This is a genomic window from Janthinobacterium lyxosi (genome assembly GCF_051380665.1).
In the GTDB taxonomy this organism is placed as follows: domain Bacteria; phylum Pseudomonadota; class Gammaproteobacteria; order Burkholderiales; family Burkholderiaceae_D; genus Janthinobacterium.
Genome location: NZ_JBNYXM010000016.1, coordinates 1 through 13219, shown reverse-complemented (window position 1 = coordinate 13219; position 13219 = coordinate 1). Strand labels below are relative to the sequence as shown.

Genomic DNA, 13219 nt, shown 5'->3' with positions numbered 1-13219 from the left:
TGGATAGCTGTTATTACTATGGCACAATGTTTCTGCAAACCACCATTGCGCGACCTTGACAATAGTTTCTCACTGTTCCTTGCAACTGCCTGAGATCGGACTTGAGCTCATCATGACGCCACCTTCTGCCGCGCACGCCACCGTCGACGCCTCCCCATCCACCACCTGTGCCGACACGCTTGCCGACGCCATCGTCTTCCTGGCCCGCTTTCTTGGCACCGGCGTGCAAGCCGAGCGCCTGCGCGCCAGCGTGAGCGCGCATGGCGACCTGGCTGCCGCCGATTTTCTCGACCAGGCGCTCAGCCATGCCAGCCTGGCCGGCACGCCGCTGCCGATGGACAAGCCGCGCCGCGCCACGGAAATGCCGGCCTTGCTGGTCAACGGCGAAAGCCAGGCGCTGGTTGTGCTGAGCATTGCCGATGATAAATATGAATGCCATGTGCCCGGCATCGAAGGCAGTGCCTGGCTCGATGCGGCCGCGCTGGCCCAGGAAGTGCCTGATGGGCGCTGGGTAGCCGTGCGGCCCGTGATGTTCTTCGACCAGCGCAGCCTGCTCTACAGCATGCCGGCGGCGGGACGCTGGTTCTGGGACGTCTTCAACCGCAACCGCTGGGTCTTTCGCTGGGCCTTGCTGGGTACCCTGGTGCTCAATATCATCAGCGCGCTGGTGCCGTTCTATGCGATGGCCGTGTATGACCGCGTGATCCCGAACAATGCCACGTCCAGCCTGTGGGTGCTGACGATAGCCGTCGTCGCGCTGACCGGTTTCGAGCTGGCCATGCGCTTGCTGCGCGGCGAGCTGGTGGAAACGGCGTCGCGGCGCATGGACGTGGCCCTGTCGTCCAGCATCTTCGCCCAGTGTCTGCGCCTGCGCGCGGCCAGCCGGCCCGCTTCCGGCGGCACGCTGGCCAACACCGTGCGCGATTTCGAATCGGTGCGCGAATTCTTCGCCTCGACCACCCTGACGACCCTGGGCGACTTGCCGTTTTTGCTGCTGTTCCTGCTGGTCATCGCCCTGGTGGGCGGCTGGCTGGTGCTGGTGCCCCTGGCCGCCATCCCGATCCTGCTGCTCGTCGCCTTTGCTTCGCGTGCGGCGCTGGCGCGGCACGTGGCCGCCTCGATGCAGGAAAGCGCGCAGCGCACGGCGCACCTGTTTGAAACCATGAATGGCCTCGACACCATCAAGGCGCTGGGCGCGGAGGCGTGGAGCCGCCGCAAATGGGAAAGCCTGACGGTGGCCATCGCCGCCAACAGCGTCGAGACGCGCGAAATCGTCAGCAGGGTCAATTACATCAACACGGCCGTGCTGGCCCTGTCCGGCGTGGCCGTGGTGGCCGTCGGCGCGCTGCTGATGGGTGAACGCCTGCTGACCCTGGGCCAGATCATCGCCGTGAGCATGCTGACGGGGCGCGCGCTGGCGCCCGTGAGCCAGATCGCGGGCCTGATCATGCGCTGGGAGCAGACCAAGCTGTCCTACCAGGCGCTGAACAAGATCATGGAAGCGCCCACGGACGACGATGCGGCCAGCCTGCAGGCGCCTCCGCTGTCCGGGCGCATCGAGTTTCGCGAAGTGGGTTTCGCCTACCCGAACTCGCCGCCGCTGCTCGACAAGCTGAATTTGCAGATACGCCCCGGCGAACGGGTGGGCGTGATCGGCAAGCTCGGTTCCGGCAAGAGCACCTTGCTGCGATTGTTGCTGAACCAGTACGGCCCGCAAAGCGGCAGCGTGCTGTTCGATGACCTGGCCAGCACCCAGCTGGAACCCTTGAGCCTGCGCCGCCAGATCGGCTATGTGCCGCAGGACGTGACCCTGTTCCACGGCACCCTGCGCGAAAACATCGAACTGGGCCGTAGTCAGGCGGACGACGCCGGTTTGCTCGACGCCATCCGCCTTGCCTGCCTGGACGACATCATCACGCAGCTGCCCAATGGCGTGGCGACTGAAGTTGGCGAGCGGGGCGAGCGCCTGTCCGGCGGCCAGCGCCAGGCCGTGGCTATGGCCCGCGCCTTGCTGGCGAAACCGCCGATGCTGCTGCTCGATGAACCGAGCAGCATGTTCGATCCGGCCACGGAGCAGCGGCTGATCGCCCGCCTGCGCACCTTGCAGGACACCACCATCGTGCTCGTCACGCACCGCATGGCCATGCTGGCGCTGGTGGACCGGCTGATCGTCTTCGACAAGGGGCGCATCGTGGCCGACGGCCCGCGCGATGAAGTCTTGCGCGTGATTAACACTCAAAATTCGGGCCAAAACCAGGCCGCCAAGCCAGCCGCCGCCGTTGCCAACACGACGGGAGCACCGGCATGAGCGCCCTGAATGCCCGTCCGCTGCCGCAGGCGCACCCGGACCCGGAACGCGAGCCGCGCCGCATCATCATCCGCATGCTGGCCCTGATCGCCGTGCTGCTGGTGCTGACCCTGGCTTGGGCCACGTTCGCCCAGCTCGACGTGTCCGTGAATGGGCGCGGCGCCATCACGCCGCCGTCGCATCTGCAGGAAGTACAAAGCCTGGAAGGGGGTATCGTGCGTGAAATGCTGGTGAAACCGGGCCAGCGGGTGCGCCGCGGCGACTTGCTGCTGCGCCTTGATACGGCGCAATACGACGCCAACCTGGGCGCCAGCGTGCAGAACCGTCTGGCCGCGCTGGCGGGCAGGGCGCGCCTCGATGCGCTGCTGACCGGCGGCATGCCGCAGTTCGCACCCGAATGGCAGAAAGAGGCGCCCGAGCTGATCGCCAAGGAAACACAGTTGTGGCGCGATGGCCAGCGCGAATTCGCTTCCGCCACGGCCGCCGCGCGCGAAGGCGTGACACGCCGGCGCGGCGAGCTGGCCGAGGCCCACAGCCGCATCGCCCAGCTCGACACTGGCCTGAAGATCGCCCTGGAAAGCCTGGCTATCGAGGAGCGGCTGTTCAAGGAAGGGGCAGGTTCGCGCGGCGATTACCTGAACGCGCAGCAGCGCGTGCAGCAGCAGCGCACGGAATTCGACAGCCTGCGCAGCTCCGTGCCTCGCCTGGTGGCCACCCTGGCCGAAGCGCAGGCGCAGGCCGGCGAAGTGGAAGCGCGCATGCGCGGCCAGTGGGGCGCACAGCGCAGCGAATATGAAACCAAGGCCGGCGCCCTGGCCAGCACCGTCAAGGGCCAGCAGGACCAGGTCAGCCGGCGCGACGTGATGGCGCCCGTCGACGGCGTCGTCAACCGCGTGCTGGTAGCCACCGTGGGCGGCGTGGCGCAGCCTGGTAAACCTATTCTGGAAATCGTGCCGGCCGACTCGGAAATGCTTATTTTGGTGCGCGTGAAACCGTCCGACATCGGCTTTATCCACGTGGGGCAGAGCGCCTCGGCAAACGTGCTCGCCTACGACGCCACCACCTATGGCCGCATGAAGGCGCAAGTGGTGCGCGTGGGGGCCGATGCGATTCCCGATGAACGCAACGAGCCGTATTTCGAGGTGCAGCTGAGTACCGACCGCAGCCAGCTGACGGCGCATGGCAAGGTGCTGCCGATTACGCCCGGCATGCCGGTCGACGTGGGTATCCTGACGGGGCGCCGCTCGGTGCTGCAATATGTGTTCAAGCCTGTGCTGCGCGGCTTGCAGTCTTCCCTGCAGGAGCGTTGATGCGTGCCGTGTTGATATCGATCATGCTGGCGTGCGCCAGCATCGTGGTGGAAGCGCAGGCGCAGCTGCCAGGAACCTTGTCCGTCCAGCCGGCGCCCATGCGCGGCTTGCCGGCCCTGCTGGCGCGCGCCGTGCCGCGCGACCCGCAGGTTATCGCGGCGCAGGCGGCGCTGGCCACCACCGAGGCGCGCTACAAGCAGGCCCGCTCGCGCCTGTTCCCGAATGCGGCGCTGCAGGCCAGGCGCGGGCGCAGCAATGACCTCGACGGGACGCTGGACGTGGAACGGCGCACGCACGAAGTGGAGGCGAGCCTGCGCTGGAATGTGTACAACGGCGGCGCCGACCGCGCCGAACTCGATGCGGCCGAGCGCGAAATGGCGGGCGCCGCCTTCGACGTGCAGCGGGCACGCGCGGAAAGCGCGGAAAAACTGGCCGAAGCGTATTTCGACCTGCAGCGCCTGGAACGCAGCCTGCTGCAGTCGCAGGAACGCCTGCACGACGTGACGCAGCTGGTGAAACAGGTGGCGCGCCAGGCGGAGTTGGGAAAATCGTCGGAAGTGGACCGCGAACTGGCGCAAAGCTCGCAGCTGGACGCGGAACTGGTACACGACGGCTTGCTCACGGACCGTCTGGCCGCGCAGATCAAGCTCGAGGCGCTGGCCTTCGAGCCGGTGGCGCAGTTTGCTGACTTTACGTTTGCGCCGCTGCCGGCGCAGGCGTTGGCAAACGCCGACACGCAGCAGGCGCAGTTGCGCGCCGCGCGCGAGCGGGCGGCTGCGGCCCAGCTGCGCGTGCGCAGCGTGGCGGCCACGCTGGCGCCGAAAATCGACCTCGATGTCAGCCATCTGCTCAATAACAAGACCACTCCGCCGCCATCGACGATACAGCAGCGCGGCTGGTCGGTGGGCGTCAGCTGGGAATTTCCACTCGGCGGCGGCTCCCTGGCGCAGCGCGACGAGAGCATCAGTCGCGCCCAGGCGGCCGAGGCGGACGTGGCACGCGCCGAGCAGGGCACGCGCGCCGACCTGGCCAGCATGCTGCCGCGTATCGCCAATGCCCAGCGCACCCTGGCCCTGCTCGACGAGCAGGAAAAGAAGATGGCATTTGTCGTGCGCGGCGGCAGTATCCAGTACGAGGCGGGGCGGCGCAACCTGCAGCAGATCATCCAGACGCGCGACAGCTACTTCACGATACAGCAGCGGCGCATCGACCAGCTGCACCGTTTGACCCTGGCGCAGATGCGGCAATATGCGCTGGCGGGGCAACTGCTGCAGGTGTTTGGGCTGGCACAATAGGGCGCTGGCGCCGGATTTGGCGCCAGCGTGCGCTGTTTCACATGCAGTTTCATGCATGAAATGGCCATTGTGTGGCACACTGCGCGCTCGCATATCATCGTTGTCGCGGGAGCGCATGAGCATCATCAAACAATTTCCTTTTGAGTGGCAGGTCGGCGTGCGCTATACGCGCGCCGGGAAACGCAGTGGCCGCAACAGCTTCATTTCCTTCATCTCCCTCATTTCCGTGGCTGGCATCGGCCTGGGCGTGGCCGCGCTGATCGTCGTCCTCTCCGTCATGAACGGCTTCCAGAAGGAAGTCACCGACCGCCTGATGTCGGTATTGGCGCATGTCGAGGTGTTCGATACCAGCGGTTCCATGCCCAACTGGCAGGCGCAGGAGCGCGCCGCCTACGCCAACCCGCAAGTCAAGGCCGTGTCGCCCTTCGTCGAAACCCAGGGCATGCTGCTCAACGACGAAACCATGCGCCCGTCCGTCGTGCGCGGCGTGCTGCCGCAGCAGGAGTCCACCGTGTCGAGCGTGGCGAGCCAGATGAAGCAGGGCAGTTTCAATGCGCTCACTCCCGGTTCATACAACATCGTGCTGGGCATCGACCTGGCCAAGGCGCTCGACGTGAAAGTGGGGCAGAACGTCACCCTGATGCTGGAGCGCGAGCCGAGGGCGGGCGACCCGGCCACTGGCATCGTCATGCCGCGCATGCGCGCGCTCAAGGTGGCCGGCATCTTCGAGGCAGGTCATAATGAACTCGATGGCAGCCTGGCGTTTGTGAACATGCAGGATGCCGAGCAGCTGCTGCAGCTCGATGGCCCGTCCGGCCTGCGTCTGCGCCTGCATGACATGAACCAGGCGCCGCAGGTGGCGCGCGAACTCAAAGCGTCGATGCCGGGCCAGCTGTGGATGCGCGACTGGTCGCGCGCCAGTGCCAGCTGGTATGCGCTGGTGCAAAGCCAGAAGAACATGATGTTCATCATCCTCAGCATGATCATCGCCGTGGCCGCGTTCAACCTCGTCTCGACCCTGGTGATGTCGGTCACCGACAAGCAGGCCGACATTGCGATTTTGCGCACCCTGGGCGCCTCGCCGTTTTCCATCATGAAGATTTTCATGATCCAGGGCGCGCTGGTGGGATTGCTGGGAAGTGTGCTGGGCGTGGTCGGCGGCGTCGTGCTGGCGCTGAACGTGGGCGTCATCGTGCCCTTCATCGAAGGCATCTTCGGCCTGCACTTCATTTCCAAGGAAATCTACCAGATCAGCGCCGTGCCGTCCGACGTGCATTGGCTGGACGTGGCGCAGATCGGCCTGATCGCCTTTGGCCTGGCGCTGGTGGCGACCATCTACCCGAGCTGGCGCGCCGCGCGTGTCAGGCCGGCCGAGGCCTTGCGCTACGAATAACTCCCCAAGAAACGATAAAGACCGCCTGAACAATGAGTATTTTCAAGAATTTTCCCTTCGAATGGCTGGTTGGCCTGCGCTACACGCGGGCCGGCAAGCGCAGTGGCCGCAACAGTTTTATTTCCTTCATTTCCCTCATTTCCATGGCCGGCATCGGCCTGGGCGTGGCGGCCCTGATTGTCGTGCTGTCCGTGATGAACGGCTTCCAGAAGGAAGTGACGGACCGCATGTTGTCCGTGCTGGCCCACGTGGAAGTGTTCGACAACAGCGGCAGTATGCCGGACTGGCGCGCCGAGGCGGCGCAGGCTTTTAAAAATCCTGCCGTCAAGGGCGCCGCGCCGTTCGTGGAAACGCAGGGCATGCTGCTGCGCGACGATGCGCTGCGTCCCGCCATCGTGCGCGGCGTGCTGCCCGAGGAAGAGCCGAACGTTTCCGACGTGGCCGGCCAGACGCGCATGGGCAGCTTCAAGGCGCTGCAGCCGGGCACCTTCAATATCGTGCTGGGCATCGAGCTGGCGCGCGCGCTGCGCGTCAACCTCGGTGAAAAAGTCACGCTGATGCTGGCGCAGGGCCAGGTCACGCCGGCCGGCGTGCTGCCGCGCATGCGCAGCTTTACCGTCAGCGGCATCTTCCAGGCGGGCCACAATGAATTCGATGCCGGTTTGGCCTTCATCAATATCGAAGACGGCCAGCGTTTGCTGCGCCTCGACGGTCCATCGGGCCTGCGTTTGCGCCTGGTCGACATGAACCAGGCGCCACAAGTGGCGGCGGAGCTGAAAAAAACCATGCCGGGCGACCTGTGGCTGCGCGACTGGTCCAAGCTGAACGCCAACTGGTTCGCTGCCGTGCAGACGGAAAAGCGCATGATGTTCATCATCCTGACCCTGATCATCGCGGTGGCCGCCTTCAACCTGGTGTCGACCCTGGTGATGACGGTGACGGACAAGCAGGCCGATATCGCGATTTTGCGCACCCTGGGCGCTTCTCCCCGCTCCATCATGAAGATTTTCATGATCCAGGGCGCGTTGGTGGGCATCCTGGGCACGCTGCTGGGCGTGGGCGGCGGCGTGCTGGTGGCCATGAACATCGACGTCATCGTGCCCTTCATCGAGCACCTGCTGGGGGTGCAGTTCCTCTCCAAGGACATTTACTTCATCAGCACCGTGCCGTCCGACCTGCGCTGGCCCGACGTCACCAAGATCGGCGTGCTGGCCGTGATCCTCGCCTTTTTGGCGACCCTGTACCCAAGCTGGTGGGCTGCCCGCGTCAAACCTGCGGAAGCCCTGCGCTATGAATAAACCACTGACGACTACCATGACAGATCTGAATAAACCTGCCTCCAACGGCGCTTCCGCCGATTCTGCCGTCCTGTCCTGCCGTGGCCTGGGCAAGACTTTCACGCAAGGCAGCTACAAGGTGCAGGTGCTGGCCGGCATCGACATCGATATCCACCGCGGCGAACGCGTCGCCATCGTCGGCGCTTCCGGCTCGGGCAAGTCGACCCTGCTGCACTTGCTGGGTGGGCTCGATACGCCCAGCAGCGGCAAGGTGACCTTGCTGGGCAAGGACTTCGCCACCCTCAGCGAAAAGGCGCGCGGCGACTTGCGCAACGCCTCGCTGGGCTTCGTCTACCAGTTCCATCACCTGCTGCCCGAGTTTTCCGCGCTGGACAATGTCGCCATGCCCCTGATGATACGGCGCATGAAGCGTGCCCCCGCCACCGACCTGGCGCAGCAAATTCTCACGCGCGTGAATCTGGCCAAGCGCGTCACGCACACGCCGGGCGAATTGTCGGGCGGCGAGCGCCAGCGCGTGGCCCTTGCCCGCGCCCTCGTCACGCAACCGGCCTGCGTGCTGGCCGATGAACCGACGGGCAACCTCGATCACGCCACGGCCGAACAGATTTTCGACCTGATGCTGGAATTGTCGCGCACCCTGGGCACGGCCTTCGTCATCGTCACGCACGATATCGAACTGGCCAAGCGCTGCGACCGCGTGCTGCGCCTGACGGACGAAGGGCTGCAGCCTTATTGATACTGAGCAATACTAAGGAGCCGCCATGCTGTGGATCGACACGCATTGCCATCTCGACGCACATGAATTCGGCAGCGAATCGCTGCAGGTGGCGGCGCGCGCCAGCGGCCAGGGTGTAGCGATGATCGTCATTCCCGCCGTCGAACGGGCCAATTTCGCCATCGTGCGCGACCTGGCGGCAGCGGCGCCCAACGCCTGCTATGCGCTGGGCATCCACCCGATCTACGTGCCGCACGCTACCGAGGACGATCTGATCGCCTTGCGCGAGGCCGTGGCGCAGGCCATGGCCGACTCGCGCTTTGTGGCCATCGGCGAAATCGGCCTCGATTTCTTCATCCCCATGCTGTGCGAACCAGCCATGCGCGTCAAGCAGGAGCATTTTTTGCGCGAGCAGCTGAAGATTGCCCGCGACTTCGACCTGCCCGTGCTGGCCCACGTGCGCCGCTCGCAGGACATCGTCCTCAAGCATGCGCGCCAGATTCGCCCGAACGGCGGCATCGCGCATGCGTTCAATGGCAGCTTCCAGCAGGCGCAGGGCTATATGGACCTGGGCTTCAAGCTCGGTTTCGGCGGCGCCATGACTTTTACGCGCGCGCTGCAGATACGCCGCATGGCCACGGACTTGCCGCTCGACGCCATCGTGCTGGAGACGGACGCGCCCGATATTTCCCCTGCCTGGATACACCCTGGCCGCAACAGTCCCGAAGCATTGCCGCGCATTGGCGCCGTGCTGGCCGAATTGCGCGGCCTGGATATCGCCCAAGTGGCGGCCGTTACCAGCGCCAACGCGCGCGCCGTGATGCCCCGACTACCCTTGATGGAAACACCCTAATGAACAAGAAGATCATCTCCGGCGCCCTGGCGGCCTGTTTGAGCGGGGCGTTGGTTCCCGCCCTGGCGGCGCCAGGCGCCCAGTGCGACGGCTTGCCGCGCCTCGACGTCACCACGCCATCCGGTTTTTGCGTGGCCGTGCTGGCCGACGGCCTGAAATTCCCCCGTGGCGTGCTGCCGCTGACGAGTGGCGACATCCTCGTCACGGACATGGCGGGATGGGCGCCGAAGCAGGGTAAATTATGGCTGTTGCAGCCCAAGGCGGCCGGTGGCGGCTACGAGCGCAAGCTCCTGCTCGACAAGCTCGATCGCCCGAACGGCATCGTGCAGGGACCGGACGGCATGGTCTACGTGGGCGAGGTTGGACGCATCTTCCGCTTCGACTTGCGCGATCCATCGCGCGCCCTCACCGACATCATCGGCGGCACGGCCAAGACGCCGCGCCTGCCGGGCCTGGGCTTGCACCTGCTGACGAACATGCGTTTCAGCCCCAAGGGCGACCTGTATGTGAACGTGGGCTCCAGCACCGACCATTGCGAGAACGATGGCAAGGCGCCCGACCCGGCCAAGGCTTGCCCTTCGGCGGAAGGCCCGGAAGCGCTGGGCGCCATCCGCGAATACAAGATGGCCTGGCCGGCCGGCACGGTGACGAGTTGGCGCACGCATGCGCGCGGCTTGCGCAATTCGATGGCGCTGGCCTTCCATCCGGCCACGGGCGAGCTGTGGCAGGCGGAAAACGCGCGCGACGCCATCCAGGCCGCCATGCCGCAGCTAAAAAGCGACGAAAACCTGCCGCATGAAGAGCTGAATTTGATCAAGGCCGACCGGCACTATGGCTGGCCGTACTGCTACGACGACAATGTGGCCAGTCCCGAATATCCGAAGACGGCTTGCGACGCCCAATATGCGGCGCCGCAGCGCCTGCTGCCCGGCCACGCCGCGCCGCTGGGCATGACCTTTTATACGGCCAGCCGTTTCCCGGAGCTGTACAAAAATAGCCTGATCATTGGCTACCACGGCTACCGCAACAACGGCCACCGCCTGGTGGCCCTGCTGCCCGACAAGGCCGGTGCGCCGCTGGGCAAGTCCGTTGACTTGATCAGCAACTGGGAGCGCAAGGGCAAGCAGGGCAGGGGTGCGCCCGTCGACGTGAAGCAGGGGCAGGATGGCGATATCTATATGGCCGATGACCATAATGGGCTGGTGTTGAAACTGCACTATGCGGCGGTTAAACCCTAATGTCTGATTCCGGGCGCTGAGATAAAGCCTATTTGAACTTCTTCGAGCGCCCACGTGACGCCGCATTGTGTGCGCGCAGGATGGAATCGACCCGTTCCGACGCGTCGCGCGACAGGTTTTGCGCCACGGCGATATCGGGGAAGAATTCGGGCAGGCGGTAGCTGAGCCACGCATAGGCGGAGTAGTAGCGGCAGGTGTCTTCCACCTGCTGCAAATTCTGCGTGCTTGCGCCATACGCGTGCTGACGCAGCGTGCTCGTTTTTCCCTGCGACAGATTCTTCGCCCAGTGTTCCCACGCCGTTTGCAAGGACGGCACCTTGCTCGATATCGGCACCAGCGACAGGGTGAACTTGTCGGCCACGGACAGGGGCAGGGTGTCGAGCCAGACGGCGCGTTCCTTCTGGTCTTCCGTGATACGGGGGAAGAAAAAGCCGTCCGGCACGTCGATATTGTGGATGAAGCGGCGTAGCAGTTTTGACAGAGACAGTTCGCCCGTTACCGACGAAATGCGGTGCAAATGTTCGAGCGAGGGCGCCACGGCAAAGCCGCTGGTGTTCAGCGGATGCAGCTTTTCCTTGAGCAGGGCGCGCATGACTTCATGCGTCTCGTTGTCGTAGCCGGCCACGAGTCCCTCTTCATGCACGCCGTAACGGCCCGCGCGCCCGGCGATCTGGCGCGCCAGCGCGGCCGAAATCTCTTCTTCTTCGCGGCCGTTGTATTTGACGCAGGTGGTCATGACGATGCGCGCAATCGGCATGTTCAGACCCATCGCCAGCGCATCCGTGCCGACGACGATATCGGCCGTGCCATCGCGGAAACGCTGCGCCTGCGCGCGCCGCACTTCGGGCGACAGGTTGCCGTAGACAGTGGCCACCGACAGCCCCGTTTCCGTGATCATGTCGCGCCACATCAGCACTTCGCGGCGAGAAAAGGCGATGACGGCGTCGCCGCGGCGCAGGTTGCGTACCTTGCGCACCGCGTTCGGCTCCATCGACAGGGGCGCCATGCGTTTCAAGACATGCACTTCCAGCGGGCAGTCCAGGCGCTCGGCCAGTGCCTCGATGGCGCGCCGCGCTTCGGGCGCGCCCACCAGGTACACGGTGTGGGCCGGCGCGCCGCAGACGGCCGCCGTCCACGCGGCGCCCCGGTCCGGGTCGGCCAGCATCTGGATTTCATCGATGACGGCCACTTCCACCACCGTTTTCGTGTCCAGCATTTCCACCGTGCTGGCCACGTGCGTGGCGCCGTCGACCACGCGGCGTTCCTCGCCCGTGATCAGGCTCACGGCCAGCGGCTTGCCGTGCGGCGCGGCTTCCTGCAGGCGTTCGTAGTTTTCCAGGGCCAGCAGGCGCAGGGGCGCCAGATAGATGCCGTTCTTTGCTTTCACCAGCGCTTCCATGGCGCGGTGCGTCTTGCCGGAATTGGTGGGGCCCAGCAGGGCGATGAAGCGGCGCGGCAGGCGCCGCGCCATCTCGAACGAGGCGGGATACTCGGCCAGGTTGATGCTCTGGCGCGTGCGCGCCGCGTGCTGTTCTTCCTGCTGGCGCTCAATGGCGTGATTGAAACGCTGGCGGATGCGGTCGAAGACCATGCCGGCCGGTTCCGACGTCTGCATGTCGGCCAAGGTGTGCAGGAAGAGCATCGGGTCCGTGTCCACGTCTTCGCTCAGGCCCGCGATATCGGCGACGAAATCGATCACGTGCTGGCGCAGCTCCTCGAAGACGGCCGTGCCGGCCCGTTCGCGCACCAGGGCCAGTTTGGCCTCGCGGTTCATCTTGCGCCACTTGGCCGGCCGCGCCAGCACGCCCTGTGCTGGCACCAGCGCATACGGCACCACCAGGTGGCCTGCCTTGACCACGCCGGAAAAGCGCACGAAGACGCGGCCTTCCATCTTGACCAGGCGGATATGTTCGGCCAGTTCCCCCAGTTCCGCGACCAGGGTGGCGTCGTTATTGTCTTCGGTGCTGTCGGAAATGTCGCTGGAAGTGTCGGGAGGAAGTGCGGAGGAAGTCATGTCGTACCTGGGTGTTGAAGTAAGCGAGGCCGATTATACCGTGCGCAGGGCAAAGATTTTTCCGCGCGCGCGGTGCGGCCGTTGCAAAGAGCGAGAGCGACAAAGGCGCGACAAGGCATGTGCGCAGCGCTGATCTTTGAAATGGCTTGTCGTTTTTTTGCCTATTACACTCTTATTCTGCTGGAGAATTAATGAATATATTTTTATTAAGTATGTTTGATCTGCTTATGATCTGCTTAAATTAATTGTAAAATTTTATTGTCGTGATGGTGATAGTAATAAAGAGTATGTTTTTATTAATTTTCATGGCAATGATATTTGCATGGTGTGTGGATTTTTTTTCTGGGGAGAAGGTTGGACTTGTTCTCTTGTGCGCGTCGAGCAACGAGCAATCGCCACCTCGTTTCAATGGCGCCAGCCGCCGCCGGCATGCCTGATGGCGGCTCCCGTCACTGTGGGTTTGACATTAAGCAAGGCGGCACAGCTACCGTGTCGCGCCTGTTCTTTTCATTGCGTGAGGAATTATCCGATGGCGCGAAATGAATTGAATTATCTTGACAATTAATAATGATGAGCTGATCATGGCCTCAGATTTTGCGAGGAGATTTTGGCATGTTTTCAAAATATCTGAAATTGACGGCGATGTGCGGCATTATTCTGGATGCCGGCCTGGCTATCTGTCTGGAGTCGTGTGATTATGTACCCTTTCGTAGCTGGCCGCTATTCAAAGCCAGACACGTTTTGCGTACACTGTTGCACAACCTTAATCAGCCGCCATCTCATGACTCAAGCCCT

At 64.1% G+C, this 13219-nt stretch carries 10 protein-coding genes; 9 read left to right on the top strand and 1 reads right to left on the bottom strand.

Annotation, left to right across the window (positions count from 1 at the left end; genetic code table 11):
- Positions 1-112 precede the first annotated feature (112 nt).
- The 8 genes from ACQ4WP_RS17805 to ACQ4WP_RS17770 all read left to right on the top strand — a co-directional run bounded on the left by ACQ4WP_RS17805 (position 113) and on the right by ACQ4WP_RS17770 (position 10410).
- Entirely contained in the window at positions 113-2308 is a 2196-nt protein-coding gene (locus ACQ4WP_RS17805) for a type I secretion system permease/ATPase (RefSeq protein WP_436522891.1), read from the top strand.
- A complete protein-coding gene (locus ACQ4WP_RS17800) occupies positions 2305-3618 on the top strand; it encodes an HlyD family type I secretion periplasmic adaptor subunit (protein WP_436522889.1) in 1314 nt (437 codons plus the stop codon). The genes ACQ4WP_RS17805 and ACQ4WP_RS17800 overlap by 4 nt, the downstream gene beginning before the upstream one ends.
- Positions 3618-4913 (top strand): TolC family protein, encoded by a 1296-nt coding sequence (locus tag ACQ4WP_RS17795; protein ID WP_436522887.1) that lies wholly within the window; start codon positions 3618-3620, stop codon positions 4911-4913. The genes ACQ4WP_RS17800 and ACQ4WP_RS17795 overlap by 1 nt, the downstream gene beginning before the upstream one ends.
- A gap of 115 nt (positions 4914-5028) precedes the next feature.
- On the top strand, positions 5029-6306 hold the full coding sequence (locus tag ACQ4WP_RS17790) for a lipoprotein-releasing ABC transporter permease subunit (protein ID WP_436522885.1): 1278 nt from the start codon (positions 5029-5031) through the stop codon (positions 6304-6306).
- Positions 6307-6338: 32 nt separating this feature from the next.
- Positions 6339-7604: a lipoprotein-releasing ABC transporter permease subunit gene (locus tag ACQ4WP_RS17785; protein ID WP_436522883.1), complete on the top strand. Its 1266-nt coding sequence runs from the start codon at positions 6339-6341 to the stop codon at positions 7602-7604.
- 16 nt (positions 7605-7620) lie between these two features.
- Complete coding sequence (gene lolD / locus ACQ4WP_RS17780; protein WP_436522881.1) at positions 7621-8340, top strand: lipoprotein-releasing ABC transporter ATP-binding protein LolD; 720 nt, start codon at positions 7621-7623, stop codon at positions 8338-8340.
- 28 nt (positions 8341-8368) lie between these two features.
- Positions 8369-9172 carry a TatD family hydrolase gene (locus ACQ4WP_RS17775; RefSeq protein ID WP_436523109.1) on the top strand — a complete coding sequence of 268 codons (804 nt, stop codon included), beginning with the start codon at positions 8369-8371 and terminating at the stop codon, positions 9170-9172.
- A complete protein-coding gene (locus tag ACQ4WP_RS17770) occupies positions 9172-10410 on the top strand; it encodes a PQQ-dependent sugar dehydrogenase (RefSeq protein WP_436522879.1) in 1239 nt (412 codons plus the stop codon). Before ACQ4WP_RS17775 ends, ACQ4WP_RS17770 begins: the two co-directional genes overlap by 1 nt.
- Positions 10411-10438: 28 nt before the next feature.
- Here ACQ4WP_RS17770 and ACQ4WP_RS17765 read toward each other — a convergent pair whose 3' ends face one another.
- Positions 10439-12424, bottom strand: coding sequence for a helicase-related protein (locus ACQ4WP_RS17765; RefSeq protein WP_436522877.1), 1986 nt, complete (start codon positions 12422-12424; stop codon positions 10439-10441).
- A 612-nt stretch (positions 12425-13036) separates the two neighbouring features.
- Here ACQ4WP_RS17765 and ACQ4WP_RS17760 point away from each other — a divergent pair.
- Positions 13037-13219: hypothetical protein (locus tag ACQ4WP_RS17760; protein WP_436522875.1), on the top strand; the 183-nt coding region annotated here is incomplete at its 3' end.